This window comes from Bradyrhizobium sp. BR13661 (genome assembly GCF_029892425.1).
Lineage (GTDB): Bacteria > Pseudomonadota > Alphaproteobacteria > Rhizobiales > Xanthobacteraceae > Bradyrhizobium.
Genome location: NZ_JARXWB010000012.1, coordinates 13,189 through 29,044, shown reverse-complemented (window position 1 = coordinate 29,044; position 15,856 = coordinate 13,189). Strand labels below are relative to the sequence as shown.

The 15,856-nt window shown below is 64.0% G+C and carries 13 protein-coding genes; 4 read left to right on the top strand and 9 right to left on the bottom strand.

Annotated elements, in window-relative coordinates:
• The first annotated feature begins 3 nt into the window (after positions 1–3).
• Complete coding sequence (gene nuoB / locus M2427_RS20210) at positions 4–528, top strand: NADH-quinone oxidoreductase subunit NuoB (protein ID WP_280708335.1); 525 nt, start codon at positions 4–6, stop codon at positions 526–528.
• A 74-nt stretch (positions 529–602) separates the two neighbouring features.
• Here nuoB and M2427_RS20205 read toward each other — a convergent pair whose 3' ends face one another.
• The 9 genes from M2427_RS20205 to M2427_RS20165 all read right to left on the bottom strand — a co-directional run bounded on the left by M2427_RS20205 (position 603) and on the right by M2427_RS20165 (position 10,494).
• The gene (locus M2427_RS20205; protein WP_280708334.1) at positions 603–1,886 is read right to left on the bottom strand and encodes a glycerate kinase; all 1,284 of its coding nucleotides are present in this window, start codon (positions 1,884–1,886) and stop codon (positions 603–605) included.
• Positions 1,887–2,083: 197 nt separating this feature from the next.
• Entirely contained in the window at positions 2,084–3,313 is a 1,230-nt protein-coding gene (locus tag M2427_RS20200; RefSeq protein ID WP_280708333.1) for an ABC transporter substrate-binding protein, read from the bottom strand.
• A gap of 227 nt (positions 3,314–3,540) precedes the next feature.
• The gene (locus M2427_RS20195) at positions 3,541–4,767 is read right to left on the bottom strand and encodes an ABC transporter substrate-binding protein (protein ID WP_280708332.1); all 1,227 of its coding nucleotides are present in this window, start codon (positions 4,765–4,767) and stop codon (positions 3,541–3,543) included.
• A 118-nt stretch (positions 4,768–4,885) separates the two neighbouring features.
• The gene (locus M2427_RS20190) at positions 4,886–6,112 is read right to left on the bottom strand and encodes an ABC transporter substrate-binding protein (RefSeq protein ID WP_280708331.1); all 1,227 of its coding nucleotides are present in this window, start codon (positions 6,110–6,112) and stop codon (positions 4,886–4,888) included.
• A gap of 28 nt (positions 6,113–6,140) precedes the next feature.
• A complete protein-coding gene (locus M2427_RS20185) occupies positions 6,141–7,160 on the bottom strand; it encodes a branched-chain amino acid ABC transporter permease (RefSeq protein ID WP_280708330.1) in 1,020 nt (339 codons plus the stop codon).
• A gap of 2 nt (positions 7,161–7,162) precedes the next feature.
• Complete coding sequence (locus M2427_RS20180) at positions 7,163–8,041, bottom strand: branched-chain amino acid ABC transporter permease (protein ID WP_280708329.1); 879 nt, start codon at positions 8,039–8,041, stop codon at positions 7,163–7,165.
• Between the two features lie 12 nt (positions 8,042–8,053).
• A complete protein-coding gene (locus tag M2427_RS20175; RefSeq protein ID WP_280708328.1) occupies positions 8,054–8,767 on the bottom strand; it encodes an ABC transporter ATP-binding protein in 714 nt (237 codons plus the stop codon).
• Complete coding sequence (locus M2427_RS20170; RefSeq protein ID WP_280708326.1) at positions 8,764–9,561, bottom strand: ABC transporter ATP-binding protein; 798 nt, start codon at positions 9,559–9,561, stop codon at positions 8,764–8,766. Before M2427_RS20170 ends, M2427_RS20175 begins: the two co-directional genes overlap by 4 nt.
• A 66-nt stretch (positions 9,562–9,627) precedes the next feature.
• The gene (locus M2427_RS20165) at positions 9,628–10,494 is read right to left on the bottom strand and encodes an IclR family transcriptional regulator (RefSeq protein WP_280708325.1); all 867 of its coding nucleotides are present in this window, start codon (positions 10,492–10,494) and stop codon (positions 9,628–9,630) included.
• Positions 10,495–10,623: 129 nt separating this feature from the next.
• On the opposite strand from M2427_RS20165, the gene M2427_RS20160 reads away from it, so the two are divergent.
• The 3 genes from M2427_RS20160 to M2427_RS20150 all read left to right on the top strand — a co-directional run bounded on the left by M2427_RS20160 (position 10,624) and on the right by M2427_RS20150 (position 15,726).
• The gene (locus tag M2427_RS20160) at positions 10,624–12,720 is read left to right on the top strand and encodes a 3-hydroxyacyl-CoA dehydrogenase NAD-binding domain-containing protein (protein ID WP_280708324.1); all 2,097 of its coding nucleotides are present in this window, start codon (positions 10,624–10,626) and stop codon (positions 12,718–12,720) included.
• Between the two features lie 145 nt (positions 12,721–12,865).
• Positions 12,866–14,542, top strand: coding sequence for a dicarboxylate--CoA ligase PimA (gene pimA, locus M2427_RS20155; RefSeq protein WP_280708322.1), 1,677 nt, complete (start codon positions 12,866–12,868; stop codon positions 14,540–14,542).
• A complete protein-coding gene (locus tag M2427_RS20150) occupies positions 14,539–15,726 on the top strand; it encodes an acetyl-CoA C-acyltransferase (protein ID WP_280708321.1) in 1,188 nt (395 codons plus the stop codon). The genes pimA and M2427_RS20150 overlap by 4 nt, the downstream gene beginning before the upstream one ends.
• Positions 15,727–15,856: the final 130 nt, after the last annotated feature.

Below are 15,856 nucleotides of genomic sequence, written 5' to 3'. Positions count from 1 at the left end.
GCCATGCGCAAAACCCTGCTCGAAAGCCTCACCCATGGTTCGCTGACGGAGCCCGCGCCGGCGCCGGACGATGCGGCGCTGGCCGAACTCGCTGCGAAAGTGGATCGCGCCGCCCAGGCCAGGCTTGGGCGTTCTCTTGCCATTCGCGAGGTCGATGCCGGGTCCTGCAACGGCTGCGAGCTGGAGATCCATGCGCTGTCCAACGCCTTCTACGATGTCGAACGTTTCGGCCTGCGCTTCGTCGCCTCGCCACGCCATGCCGACGTGTTGCTGGTCACCGGTCCGGTGACGAAGAACATGCGACAGGCGCTGGAGCGGACCTACAACGCGACGCCCGATCCGAAATGGGTCGTCGCGGTCGGCGGCTGCGCGATCGACGGCGGCATCTTCAGAGGCAGCTACGCCTGTGTCGGTGGCGTATCCGAGGCCGTTCCGGTGGATCTGCACATTAAGGGCTGCCCGCCGTCGCCGACGGACCTGTTGAAGGGCCTGCTCGCGCTGCTGGAGCATGTCAGCGGCGGGCGGTAGGCCGGGTCAGGCCAGGCCGCGGTGACGTCGAACAGGGCAAGGCTAATCCGCGGCAAGGCTAATCCACGGCAAGGCTAATCCACCAGGATCACCCGGATGTCGTTGACGTTTGTCAGCGTCGGGCCCGGCTGCAGCAGATCCCCCGTCGCCTCGAAGAACGTCGTCGCGTCGTTGTTGTCCAGATACGCCTGCGGCTGAAGCGCCAGCGCCTTCATCTTGGCGAACGTCGCTGCGTCGATCAGCGCGCCGGCGGGATCGGTGGGGTGGCCGGCGCCGCCGTCGGCGCCGTCGGTGTCGCCGGCGAGCGCCGAGATGTCGGGCGTGTCCTTCAATAGCGACGCCAGCGCCAGTGCGTATTCCTGGTTGGGGCCGCCGCGGCCATTGCCGCGCACTGTGACGGTGAGCTCGCCGCCCGAGAGGATGGCGACGCGCTTGCCTTGCGCGCGGGCCGCAAGTGCCAGCTTCGCATGAGCGGCCGCGACCTCGCGGGCCTCGCCTTCGAGATCGGCGCCAAGGTCGATGGTCTCGTAGCCGGCCTCCTTGGCAAGCTTCACCGCGGCATCGAGCGACTGTTTCGGCCGCGCGATCAGCTCGAACGAGGCGCGTGCGAAGGCCGAATCACCCGGCTTGCAGCTTTCATTGGCGGGATCGTCGAGCGCGCAGGTGACGGCCTCGTCGATGGCGAGCTTGTACTTCGCGACGATCGCGCGTGCATCGGCAAGCGTGGTCGGATCGGGCACAGTGGGACCCGAAGCGATCGCGGAAGCGTCGTCATGGGGCACGTCGGAGATCGCGAGCGTCACGATCTCGGCGGCGTTCCGGCCGGCGCGCGCGAGACGTCCGCCCTTGATGCGCGAGAGATGCTTGCGCACGATGTTCATCTCGCCGATCGGCGCGCCCGAGCGTAACAGCGCCTTGTTGACGGCCTGCTTCTGCGCAAAACTGATTCCGTCCACCGGCGCGATCCAGTTCGCCGATCCGCCGCCGGTGAGCAGCACCAGCAGCAGGTCGTCCGGCCCTGCCTCGCCTGCGAGCGCGAGCGTGTCGGCCGCGCCCCTCAGGCCGGCCTCGTCGGGCACGGGATGGCCGGCCTCGACGACGCGGATCCGGCGCGTCGGCACGCCATAGCCGTGGCGCGTGGTGGCGATGCCGAGGAGGCGCTCGGGCGCGAGCTTGAGCGTGTCGAGATAATGCCGCTCCGCGGCCGCGGCCATCGCGGCGGCGCCCTTGCCGGCGGCGAGGCAGATCACGCGCCCCTTCGGCGCGGGGCGCAGGTGAGGCGCCAGGATCGTGCTCGGATGGGCGGCGGCAACGGCGGCATCGTAGAGCGCGCGGAGCAGGGGACGTCGGTCGGTCATGACGATGGCCTTCGGCAAACTCTTGGCAGACTAAAGCTGTGGCGAGGACGTCGCCATTCCCTTGCCTAGCGCATCGGGCGCCAAAGGGTAAGCAGCCATTACCGTCATTCGATTGTGCAATCGCGTGATCATGATGGCGAAAGGCCCGCCGCGATAGTTTCGCGACGGGCCTTCTTGCTCTCGTCGTGTTCAGGCGGCTAGCCGCCGACGTCGGCGCTGATCACGTCGCCGAACAGATCCCACTTCTCGCCCTTGAACCGCTCGAGCTGGAGCTGGCTGATCGGGGCAAAGTCGGTCGGGGAGGTGTTGATCTGGATGCCCGGCAGCAGCACCTCGGTGCGGAAGTTCTTCAGATTCGCGGCCTGCTTCATGACGTTCTCGCGCGTGAGATCGTCGCCGCATTGCTTCAGGATCTGGACCAGCGTCTGCGCCACGCCGTAGCCGACGATGGTGCCGTGGTCGAGCTTGTCGCCTTCAGGGAAGTATTTGTCCATGAAAGCGATGAAGTCCTTCATGCCGGGGTCATTCTTCCACTGCGGGTCCGACACGTCCTTCAGATAGTCGGCGGAGATGATGTCCTGGCCGTTCTCATAGCCGGCAGGCTTCATCACGCTGCCGACGGAGGCCGAGACGTTGTTGAGGAAGTGCAGCGGCTTCCAGCCGACCTCGGCAACCTTCTTGATCGCTTGGGCTGCAAACTTCGGCGTCGTGATGTTCATGAACACGTCGGCGCCGGTCGACTTCAGCTTCACGATGTGGTTGTCGATGGTCGGCTCGGATGTCTCGTAGCTTTCCTCCGCAACGATCATCGAGCCCGCCTTGGCGCTGAGGCCGTCCTTGAGACCCTTCAGATAGTCCTTGCCGTAATCGTCGTTCTGGAACAGCACGGCGATCTTGGCGTCCGGCTTGTTCTTGAGCAGCCACTTTGCGTAGATCTGCGTCTCGCTCTGATAGTTGGGCTGCCAGCCCATCGTCCAGGGGAAGTCTTTCGGATCGTTCCACTTGGTGGCGCCGGTCGCGACCAGGATCTGCGGCACCTTCTTCGCGTTCATGTATTTCTGGATCGCCGAGTTGGACGGCGTGCCGAGTGAGTTGAAGATGAACAGCACCTCGTCGCTCTCGACCAGCTTGCGCGCCTGCTCGACCGCCTTCGGCGGCGAATAGGCGTCGTCGTAGGAGACGAAGTTGATCTTGCGGCCGTTGATGCCGCCTTCCTCGTTGATCTTCTTGAAAAAGGCGGCTTCGGTCCGCCCGATGATGCCGTAGGCGGAGGCCGGTCCGCTGTAGGGCATGATGTTGCCGACCTTGATCTCGGTATCGGTCGCGCCGGTATCGTATTTCTTCTGGGCCGATGCGATGGAGGTCGAGGCCGCAATGAGCGCGAGCGCCAGTGACGCGGCCGCAAGTTTGCCGGTGACAGCGGGCATTCCAATCTCCCTTTTTTCTTGGTGTGTGCGCGCTCCTTTTCTTGGCTTGATTGTTTTTGGGCCGCGCATCGGCAATTCAATACGATTTGCGGTTGGCCTTCAACACAAAGCCCCCGCGACAACGTCGCAGGGGCTGCTCCTTTAGTAGTCAGGCAGGCCTGTGCAACTGCGAGACGGCAGGACAGTCAAGGGTTGCTCGGTGCGGATTGGGCTATTCTCGGTTGATATCAACGAGCGAGGTCGCTCGAGATGATGTCGCCGAACAATTCCCAGGCCTTGCCCTTGAATCGCATCATCTGGAGCTGCTCGATCGGCGCGAAATTGTCGGGCGCGGTGTTGATCTTGATGCCGGGCAGCAGCGTATCGGGTGCGAAATCCCTCAGGTGTGCTGCCTGCATCATGACGTTGTCGCGGGTGAGGTTGTCGCCGCACATCTGCAGCACCTTCACCATGGTTTGCGCGGCGGCATAGCCGAACGCGACGCCGGCATCGAGCTTGTTGCCCTTCGGATCGTATTGCGCGAGGAAATCGTAGAACTTCTTCATGCCGTCATCGGCATTCCATTGCGGATCGGAGCCGTCCTTGAAGTAGCTCGCCGACAGGATGCCCTGCGAGATCTCGTAGCCCGCCGGCTCGATCACGCCGCCGACGGAGGCCGAGACGTTGGAGATGATGTGGATCGGGTGCCAGATGATCTCGGCCGCCTTCTTGATCGCTTGCGCCGCGAATTTCGGCGTGGTGATGCTGATGAAGACGTCGGCGCCCGCGGCTTTCAGCTTCACGACGTGCTCGTCGATCGCGGGCTCGGAGGTGTCATAGGGCTCTGCCAGCACGATCATCGAGGCTTTCTCACCGAGCCCGTCCTTCAGTCCCTTCAGATAATCCTTGCCGAAATCGTCGTTCTGGTAGAGCACGCCGATCTTCGCTTCGGGCTTCTCCTTCATGATGTACTTGGCGTAGACCTTGGCTTCGCTCGCGTAGCTCGGCTGCCAGCCCATGGTCCAGGGATATTGCTTCGGATCGTTCCACTTCGAGGCGCCGCTCGCCACGAACAATTGCGGCACCTTGTTCTCGTTCATGTATTTGCGGATGGCGCCGTTGGTGGAGGTGCCGAGCGAGCCGAAGATCAGAAGCACATTGTCGCTCTCGACCAGCTTGCGCGCCTGCTCCACCGTCTTCGGCGGCGAATAGCCGTCGTCATACGAGATGAACTTGATCTTGCGGCCGTTGATGCCGCCCTCGGCGTTGATCTTGTTGAAATAGGCTTCTTCGGCCTTGCCGATCGCGGCGTAGGCCGAGGCCGGCCCGCTGTACGGCATGATGTTGCCGATTTTGATCTCGGTATCGGAGGCGCCTTTGTCGTAGGCCTTCTGCGCCAGAGCGGGATTGCTCATCGCAGTGCACAACGCGAATGCGACAAAAAGCGCTACAACCGGACATCGAACGGCAGTCATTTCATTCCCACCTCACCTGGATTGGCGTCGCATTGAACAAGTTTGATATCTGACGTCAACAAAAAGCCCCCGCGATCGTTCGCGGGGGCTTGGCAGATTGGACTATCGCGACAGCGCGTTATTCGGGAGCCACGTCGCCGCTCAGGATATCGCCGAACTGTTCCCACTTTTCGCCCTTGAAGCGCTGCATCTGCAGTTGGCTGATCGGGGCGAAGTCGTTCGGACCGGTGTTGATGGTGACGCCGGGCAGCATGGTGTCCGGCGCGAAGTCCTTCAGGCTCGCCGCCTGCTTCATCAGGTTGGCGCGGGTGAGATCGTCGCCGCACTGTTCCAGCGCCTTGACCAGCGTCTGTGCGGCACCGTAGCCGTAGACGACGCTGGAGTCGGTCTTGTCGACGCCGGGCATGTACTTGTCCAGGAACTCGGCCCACTTCTTCATGCCGGCATCGTCAGCCCAGCGCGGATCAGCGCCGTCCTTGGCGTAAGCCGCCGACAGCACGCCTTGGGCAGCTTCGAAGCCGGCCGGCTTCATCACGCTGCCGACCGAGGCCGACACGTTGGTGATGATCTGCAACGGCTTCCAGCCGAGCTCGGCGGTTTTCTTGATGGTCTGGGCGCCGAACTTCGGCGTCGTGTAGATCAGCAGCACGTCGGGATTGGCGGCCTTGATCTTGACGATGTGGCCATCGATCGAGGGCTCGGAGACCTCATAGCTTTCTTCCAAGATGATGGACGACGCCTTGGCGCCGAAACCATCCTTGGTGCCCTTGAGGTAGTCTTTGCCGAAATCGTCGTTCTGATAGAGGATCGCGACCTTGGCGTCGGGCCTCTCCTTCAACAGCCATTTCGCGTAGATCTGCGCTTCGCTCTGGTAGGAGGGCTGCCAGCCCATGGTCCAGGGGAAGTTCTTCGGGTCGTTCCACTTGGTCGCGCCGGTGGCGACGAACAGCTGCGGGATCTTCTTGGCGTTCAGATATTTCTGGATCGCGGTGTTCGAGGGCGTGCCGAGGGGGTTGAACACGGCGAGCACCTCGTCGCTCTCGACCAGCTTGCGGACCTGCTCGACCGCCTTCGGCGGTGAATAGCCGTCGTCATAGGTGACGTAGACGATCTTGCGGCCGTTGATGCCGCCCTTGTCGTTGATCATCTTGAAATAGGCTTCTTCGGTCTTGCCGATGATGCCGTAGGCCGATGCCGGACCGCTGTACGGCATGATGTTGCCGATCTTGATCTCGGTATCGGTCGCGCCGGTGTCGTATTTCTTCTGAGCGAGTGCTGCGCCGGAGGTGAGGGTCGCGACCGCCGTTACAAGTGCGGTGGTTCGCAGTGTTCTTCCGAAAGTCAATTTGGGTTCCTTCCTTGGTTTAGGCGTTTCAGTTTTTTCTGAGCCGTCCGGCGAGTTGCTGGCCCATGATCGCGACTTGCCTTGCGCCATGCGGCACGAGGTAGATGACGAGGAACAGGAGCACGCCGAACACGGCGCCGGAGAGGCCCTTGGAGATGCCCTCTGCGATATTGGGCACGAAGATGATGAAGGCCGCTCCGACGATCGAGCCGGGCAGCCAGCCGACGCCGCCGACGACCATGCCGAGGAACAGCTGGATCGCGAGCGTGATGGTGAAGCTGTCGGGCGCGACGAACTGCACCGCGATGGCGCTCAAGCCACCGGCGACGCCGGTGATGCCGGCGGAGACGCCGAAGGCGAGCGTCTTGTACAGCGCGACGTTGACGCCCATGGCGGAGGCCGCGATCTCGTTGTCGCGGATCGCCATGAAGGCGCGGCCAGAGCGGGAGCGCAGCAGGTTCACCGAGAAGACGTAGATCGCGAGCACGACGACGAGCGTGAAGTAATACAGCCACATGTCCTGCGACATCTTCAGGCCGAACGGCGCATCGGGCTTGGTGACAACGAGGCCCTGCACGCCGCCGGTCCAGGGCTCGAGGAAGTTCAGCTTGAGAAGCTGCGGCATGGCGGTGGCGAGTGCGAAGGTCGCCAGCGCCAGGTACACGCCGGAGAGCCGCAGCGCGGGCTGGCCGAACAGGAAGCCCACGCCGAAGCACAACACGCCCGCGACCGGCAGGCAGAGGAAGTAGGGGATGTTGAACTGCTCCATCATGACGGCGGTGATGTAGGCGCCGATGCCGTAGAACGCGCTCTGGCCGAGCGAGAACTGGCCCGAGCCGCCGGTCAGGATGTTCAGCGCCAGCACCGCAAGTCCCAGATAGAGCAGCTGGGTCAGCTGGAAGATCACAAAATTCTTCGCGAACAGCGGAACGGCGATGAGAAGCAGCAACACCACCACCGAGGTGCCTGTGCCCAGCGTCATGGCCCGCTTCGGAACGGCCTCGACCGGCTCGTTGCCTTCGGCGACGACTTCTTCTGCTGCGCTCATGATCAAACTCGCTTGACGATGTGCCGGCCGAACAGACCAGCGGGTTTGACGACCAGGACGGAGATGATCAGCGCGAGCGCGATCGGGAGTTTCAGCTCATTGCCGACGCCGGGGATATAGGTGCCGGCGAGGTTCTCGAAGACGCCGACCAGGAAGCCGCCGACCACGGCGCCGAACGGGCTGGTGAGGCCCCCGAGCACCGCTGCGGCAAAGCCGTAGATCAGCACGCCGCCCATCATGTTGGGCTCGAGGAACACGACCGGCGCGATCAGCATGCCGGCGATCGCACCGATCGCGGTCGCCATGCCCCAGCCGAGCGCAATCATCCAGCTCGTGTTGATGCCGACGAGGCGGGCCGATTCGGGCACGGAGGCGGCCGCGCGCATGGCAAGACCAATGCGGGTGTACTGGAAGAAGAAATAGAGGCCGAGCAGCAGCAGCACGGTGACGCCGATCATGCCGGCCTGGTGGGTCGAGATCAGCTGGCTGCCGAGGAACGGCGAAGAGCCGAACGGGGTCGGATATTGCTTGATGGTGAAGTCCCAGATTAGGCCGGCCGAGGAGTTGATGATCGCGTACAGCGCGATGAAGCCGGCGACATTGGTCAGCACCGGCGCCTTGGCCAGCGGCTTGAACAGGATCCGCTCGATCGCGATGCCGCCGACGAAGGAGAGCGCCAGCGCGATGATGAACGCGCCCCAATAGGGCACGCCCCATTGCATCAGCTGCCAGGAGATGAAGGTCGAGAACATCGCCATCTCGCCCTGCGCGAAGTTGAGATGGTCGATCGCCTGGTAGATCATGACCACCGCGAGCGCCATGCAGGCGTAGATGGCACCGGTGGCAATCCCGGCCAGCACCTGGTTGGTAAACAGCTCCATTGTGCCGGCTCCTCAGTAACCCAGATAGGATTTGCGGATTTCTTCGTTGTTCGCGATGTCCTTGGCGTTGCCGGACATCACGATACGGCCGGTCTCGATCACATAGGCCTGGTCGGCGAGCTCGAGCGCGAGCTGGGCGTTCTGCTCGACCACCAGGATCGACACCTTGTCCTCGCGGTTGATCTTGCCGAGGATGCCGAACAGGTCGCGCACCACGAGTGGCGCCAGGCCGAAGGACGGCTCGTCGAGCAGCATCAGCCGCGGCCGTAGCATCAGCGCACGCGCGACCGCGAGCATCTGCTGCTCGCCGCCGGAGAGCGTGCCGGCCTGCTGGGTATGCCGCTGCTTCAGCACCGGGAAATGCGCATACATGCGCTCGATGTCGGAGATGATGCCGGCATTGTCCTTGCGGGTGATGGCACCTAACTGGAGATTTTCCTCCACCGTCATGGTGGTGAAGGTGCCGCGGCCCTGCGGCACATGGGCGATGCCGAACCGCACGATGCTTTCGGTGGAGCGATTGTTCAGCGGCTTGCCGTCGAACTCGATGCCGCCGGTGGAGCGCACCATGTTGCAGATCGCGCGCAGCGTCGTGGTCTTGCCGGCGCCGTTGGCCCCGAGCAGCGTCACGAGCGAGCCCTCGTTGAGCGAGAAGGTGAGGCCGTGGAGCGCCTGGACTTGGCCGTAATAGGCGCGCAGGTCCTTGACGTTGAGCAGAACAGTCATTGGTCCTTGCTCCCCAGATAGGCCTTGATGACGTCGGGGTCGACCTGCACCTGGGCGGGCGTGCCTTCCGCGAGCTTCTTGCCGAAATTCAGCGCGACGACGTGGTCGGCGATCGACATCACGAGGCCCATGTGGTGCTCGACCAGCAGCACGGTCATGTGACGCTCGTCGCGGATTTTGCGGATGAGGTCGCCGAGGACGTAGACCTCTTCGTGGTTGAGGCCGCCGGCGGGTTCGTCGAGCAGGAGGATCTTCGGGTCTGCCGCCAGCGCCCGCGCCAATTCGACGCGCTTCTGCGTGCCGAAGGGCAGGCCGGAGACGGTGGTGTGGGCGACGTCCTCGAGGTCGAGATAGGCGAGGATTTCGTGCACCTTCTTGTTCACGCTGGTTTCGCTGCGGCGAATCCAGGCCAGCCGCAGCGAGTCGCTGACGATGTCGGACGAGGTGCGGGCATGCGTGCCGACGCGGACATTGTCCATCACCGAGAGATTCGGAAACAGCGCCACGTTCTGGAAGGTGCGGCCGATGCCGATCTCCGCGATCCGGTGCGGCGGACGCGTCAAAATGCTCGCGCCTTCCATCAGGATGTCGCCTGATGACGGCTGGTAGAGGCGGGAGAGGCAGTTGAAGAGCGTGGTCTTGCCGGCGCCGTTGGGGCCGATCAATCCGAGGATCTGCCCCTTGTGCATGTCGAAGGACACGCCGTTGAGCGCGACGATGCCGCCGAACACGACGCTGACGTCGCGAACCGCGAGCAGAGGCGATGTCCCCTGCGCGAGCTGTGCCTGCGTCATCTCGTCTCGCCCACACCGTTTTGGGGGCGAAGAAGCGATGCGAACCGCTCCCTGACATGACAAAGGCTATCTGATCCCCTCGGCCACACGCGCAACTTTCCCTCCTGATTTCAGCTTTTTGCTGTCGTCTTTTTTGGATGGCGGCATCAGTCCCCCGAGTGCCGCTTCGATGTTCCTTACCATCGCAAGCAGACGGGGTCCAATGTCGTTGATCAATCGCTCTTCCGTGAAGCGGAATGCGGGCGCGCCGCAATTGAATGCGTAAGGCCCGGTTCCGTCGTTGAGCCTGAGCGCGACGCCGGCGGCGCCGATGTCGTCGTGCCAGTCGCCGACCGAGATTGCGAAGCCGTGCTTCGCAACCGTCTCGCCGGAACGCTCCAGCCCGTCGCGCATCTTCGGCCAGCGGCTGCCGTAATGTTCGCGCAGGACACGCGACAGTTCGGCGCGGTCTTCTTCGCCGAGCGCCCAGAAATAGGCGCGGCCCATCGCACTGGTTGCAATCGGTACGCGCGAGCCGACGTCAAGTTGAACGCCGACGGTCTCGCTGCCGCGGCTCTGTCCGAAATAGATCATGCTGTGACGATCGCGGCCGCCGATCGCGACGGCGCCGCCGGTCGCGCGCATCATCTCTTCGCGGAACGGTTCGGACAAATGCCGAACGCCGAGATTGGCTAACGCCGCGTAACCGAGCGCCATCGCGGCCGGTGCCAGCTGGTATTTCTCGAAACGGGGAACCGGCGTCAGATAGCCAAGCTTCGTCAGCGTGTAGGTCAGCCGCGAAACGGTCGGCTTCGGCAGATTGGTGCGGGAGGCAATCTCCTGATTGCCGAGAAGTCCGTCGCTGGGCTGGAATGCGCGCAATACGTCAAGTCCGCGGGAAAGCGCCACGACGAAATTCCGATCGGTCGCAGTCTTCTTTCCTGTACGCTTCATCCCTGATCTGCTCTTGCGCGGAGTCGTTGACAAGCCACGTGCTTCAAAATAACCCTGCCGTCAAGATGCGGAATTAAATTCCGCACTGCGAAATTGAACAAAAGTATATCCCCACCAAGGAGGGACACCGTGAGCGAAGTGGTCAAGCTTGAGCGTCATGACGAAGTCGGGATCGTCACGGTCAATAGTCCTCCGGTCAATGCGCTGAGTGCCGCAGTTCGGGGCGGAATCCTGGAGTGCATCAAGGCCGCCATCGCCGATCCCGCGATCAAGGGCATCGTGCTGACCTGCGCCGGCCGCACCTTCATTGCCGGTGCCGACATCACCGAGTTCGGCAAGCCGCCGAAGCCGCCCGGCCTCAACGAAGTGCTCGCCGAGATGGAGAATTCGCCGAAGCCGATCGTGGCTGCGATCCACGGCACCGCACTCGGCGGCGGCCTCGAGGTCGCATTGGCCTGTCATTTCCGCGTGGCTGTGAAAGAGGCCAAGCTCGGCCTGCCCGAGGTGAAGCTCGGCCTGCTGCCGGGCGCCGGCGGCACTCAGCGCCTGCCGCGCGCGGTGGGTCCCGAGCTCGCCGTCAAGATGATCGTCGGTGGCGATCCCATCGGGGCGGCTGAAGCGCTCAAGAACGGCCTGATCGAGGAGATCGTCGAAGGCCCGGCGTCCGGCGGCGAAGCCTTCGTCCGCAAGCTGATCGCCGAGAAGCGTCCGCTGCGCCGCTTGCGCGATGACGATTCCAAGATCGCGGCCGCCAAGGCCGATCGCTCGATCTTCACCAATGCGGTTGCGGCGATGACCAAGAAGTCGCGCGGCCTGGAAGCGCCGTTCGCGGCAGCCGACGCGGTCGGCTACGCCATCGACCTGCCGTTCGACGAAGGCCTGAAGAAGGAGCGCGAGGGCTTCCTCAAGCTCGTCGCCAGCGACCAGTCCAAGGCGCAGCGTTATGCCTTTTTCGCCGAGCGCGAGGCCGCCAAGATCGCGGGCGTGCCCGAAGGTACCAAGTCGCGACCCGTCAACCGTGTTGCCATTCTTGGTGCCGGCACGATGGGCGGCGGCATCGCGATGTCATTCGCCAATGCCGGCATCCCCGTCACCCTGATCGAGACCGGCGAGGAGCAGCTCAAGCGCGGCATGGGCATCATGCAGAAGAACTGGGAAGCGACCGCCGCGCGCGGCGGCATCCCGGCGGATGCGCCCGCCAAGCGCATGGCGCTGATCAACGGTGTCGTCGGCATCGAGAATGTCGGCGACGCCGACCTCGTGATCGAGGCCGTGTTCGAGACCATGGCGGTGAAGCAGGAAGTGTTCGGCAAGCTCGATCAGTACGTCAAGCCGGGTGCTGTGCTTGCCTCCAACACCTCGTACCTCAACATCGACGAGATCGCGAAGGCGACCAAGCGTCCGCAGGACGTGCTCGGCATGCACTTCTTCTCGCCGGCCAACGTCATGAAGCTGTGCGAGATCGTGCGCGCGGAGAAGACCGCGCCGGACGCCCTCGTCACGGCTGTGACGATCGCGCGTAAAATTGCAAAAGTGCCGGCCGTCGTCGGCGTCTGCGACGGCTTCGTCGGCAACCGCATGCTGGCCCAGCGCGGCAAGCAGTCCGAGAAGCTCCTGTTCGAGGGCGCGCTGCCGCAGCAGGTCGACGCTGTCGTGACAAAATTCGGCATGCCGATGGGCCCGTTCGCGATGGGCGATCTCGCCGGCCTCGATATCGGCTGGCGCTCGCGCAAGGATCGCGGCATCAAGTCGGAGATCGCGGACGCGCTGTGCGAAGCCGGCCGCTTCGGCCAGAAGACCGGCAAGGGCTACTACAAGTATGAAGCCGGCTCCCGCTCGCCGCTGCCCGATCCTGAGGTCGAGAAGCTGATCGACGAGACGCTGCTGCGTCTCGGCCGCAAGAAGCGCATCGTCAGCGACGACGAGATCCTCGAGCGCATGATGTATCCGATGATCAACGAGGGCGCGAAGATCCTCGCAGAAGGCATCGCGGCGCGTCCCTCCGACATCGACGTGGTCTGGCTCTACGGCTATGGCTGGCCGATCTATCGCGGTGGCCCGATGTTCTGGGCCGACAGCGTCGGCCTCAAGCACATCGCCGATCGCCTGGCCTTCTACGCCAAGGAGACCAACGACCCGAACCTCGAGCCCGCGCCGCTGCTGAAGAAGCTGGCCGCCGAAGGCAAGACGTTCGCGTCGCTCGCGGCCGAGTCGAAGGCGGCGTGATGGGGGCTGGCACTCTCGGCGTCATTCCGGGATGGCCCGAAGGGCCAGGCCCGGAATCCATTTCGCCTTCGAGCGTGCTGCTTGATGGATTCCGGGTTCGCGACTTCGTCGCGCCCCGGAATGACCACTGATTGTGATGTAGAAAATGACCCATCCCGGCGAACAGTTTTACCCCGAGGGCGTGCATTGGGACGAAACCATCGTCCAGGGCACGCTGCCTGACCTGCTCGCGACGGCCGCAGCGAATTACGGCCCGCGCACCGCGCTCGAGTTTCGCGATCGTCCGATCACCTATACCGAGCTCGCGGGGATGGCCGAGCGCGCGGCCGCCGCGTTCCTGCGCGCAGGCTGCGGCAGGAACAGCTCCGTCGCGCTGTTCCTCGGCAATACGCCGGATCATCCGGTCAATTTCTTCGGCGCGCTGAAGGCAGGCAGCCGTGTCGCGCATCTGTCACCGCTCGATGGCGAGATCGCGCTGACGCACAAGGTCTCTGATTCCGGCTCGCGCCTGCTCATCACCTCGAACCTCCAGGCCCTGCTGCCGACCGCGCTGAAATTTCTGGAGAAGGGGCTGATCGACCGCCTCGTCGTCTGCGAGGACGACAGCTGGGGCAAGGTCGGCACGCCGCAGGCGCCAATTCCCGATGACCCGCGCGTCGTCACCTTCAAGGCCTTCGTCGAGGGCGCGCCGACCCCGGCGCAATGGCCCGCTGTTGCCGTCGATGACGTCGCGCTGCTGCAATATACCGGCGGCACCACCGGCCTGCCGAAGGGCGCCATGCTCACGCACGGTAATCTGACCTCGGCGGTGTCGATCTATGACGTCTGGGGCAAGCCGGCGCGTGCGACGCGCGGCGACGTCATCGAGCGCGTGATCTGCGTGCTGCCGCTGTTCCACATCTACGCGCTCACGGTGGTGCTGCTGTCCTCGCTCAGGCGCGGCAATCTGATCTCGATCCACCAGCGTTTCGATGTTGAAGCTGTGATGCGCGACATCGAGGTCAAGCGTGCGACTTATTTTCCGGGCGTGCCGACGATGTGGATCGCGATCGCCGCGCTCCCCAATCTCGACAAGCGCGATTTCTCCTCGCTCACCGCCATCGGCTCCGGCGGCGCGCCGCTGCCGGTCGAGGTCGCGAAGTTCTTCGAGAGCAAGGTCGGCAAGAAGCTGAGGAGCGGCTGGGGCATGACCGAGACCTGCTCGCCCGGCACCGGCCATCCGCCTGTTGGTCCCGACAAGCCCGGCTCGATCGGTCTGATGCTGCCCGGCATCGAGCTCGACGTCGTCTCGCTGGATGATCCCACCAAAGTGCTGCCGCCGGGCGAAGTTGGCGAGATCCGCATCAAGGGCCCGAACGTCACCAAGGGCTACTGGAACAAGCCGGTGGGATCGGCAGAGGCCTTCATCGACGGCCGCTTTCTCACCGGCGACATCGGCTATGTCGACACCGACGGCTATTTCTTCCTGGTCGACCGCAAGAAGGACATGATCATCTCCGGTGGCTTCAACGTCTATCCGCAGATGATCGAGCAGGCGATCTACACCGTTCCAGGCGTGCACGAGGTGATCGTGCTCGGCATTCCCGACCAATATCGGGGCGAGGCCGCGAAAGCCTTCATCAAGCTGAAGCCGGACGCAAAGCCGTTCTCGCTCGACGAGCTGCGTGCGCAGCTCGCCGGCAAGATCGGCAAGCACGAAATGCCGGCGGAGGTCGCGTTCGTCGACGATCTGCCGCGCACGCCGGTTGGAAAGCTGTCGCGGCACGAATTGCGCCAGCAGCAGAAACCATCACATCTAACGCAACCAGGAGGTCGCTCTTGACCGACGCCGTCATCGTTTCCACCGCCCGCACGCCGATCGGCAAGGCCTATCGCGGCATGCTCAACGCCACCGAGGGCGCCACGCTGCTCGGCCACGCCATCGGCGAAGCCGTCGCGCGCGCAAAAGTCGATCCGAAGGAGATCGAGGACGTCGTGATGGGCTCGGCGCTGCAGCAGGGCGCGACCGGCGGCAACATCGCTCGCAAGGCACTGCTCCGGGCCGGTCTGCCGGTCACCGTTGCCGGCACCACCATCGACCGTCAGTGCGCCTCGGGCCTGCAGGCGATCGCGCTCGCCGCCCGCTCTGTGATCTTCGACGGTGTCGAGGTCGCGGTCGGCGGCGGCGGCGAGTCGATCTCGCTGGTGCAGAACGACAAGATGAACGGCTTCCACGCCCAGGATCCGGCGCTGCTCAAGATCAAGGGCGAGGTCTACATGCCCATGATCGACACCGCCGAGATTGTCGCCAAGCGCTACGGCATCTCGCGCGAGAAGCAGGACGAATATTCGCTGGAGAGCCAGCGCCGCACCGCGGCCGCGCAGCAGGGCGGCAAGTTCAAGGACGAGATCGCGCCGATCACGACGCAGATGGCGGTCACCGACAAGGCGACCGGCGCCGTGTCGATGAAGGACGTCACGCTGTCGCAGGACGAGGGTCCGCGCCCGGAGACCACGATCGAAGGCCTCGCCGGCCTCAAGCCCGTGCGCGGCGAAGGTTTCGCCATTACCGCCGGCAATGCCAGCCAGCTCTCCGACGGCGCCAGCGCCTCGGTGATCATGAGCGACAAGGAAGCGGCGAAGCGCGGGCTCAGCCCGCTCGGCATTTTCCGCGGCTTCGTCTCCGCCGGCTGCGAGCCGGACGAGATGGGCATCGGCCCGGTGTTTGCCGTGCCGCGCCTGCTCAAGCGCCATGGCCTCAAGGTCGACGACATCGGCCTCTGGGAGCTGAACGAAGCCTTTGCGGTGCAGGTGCTGTATTGCCGCGACAAGCTCGGCATCGATCCCGAGAAAATCAACGTCGATGGCGGCGCAATCGCGGTCGGCCACCCCTACGGCATGTCGGGCGCGCGCCTGACCGGCCACGCTTTGATCGAAGGCCGCCGCCGCAAGGCCAAGTACGCGGTCGTCACCATGTGCGTCGGCGGCGGCATGGGCGCTGCCGGTCTGTTTGAGGTGTTGCAGTAACCGGCGCCGTCGTTCCGGGGCATTCGCGCTAGCGAATGAACCCGGAACCTCGAGCCACAATCTCTGGATTCCGGGTTCGCGCTTCGCGCGCCCCGGAATGACGAATAGGGAATACGTTTCACAGGAGGAT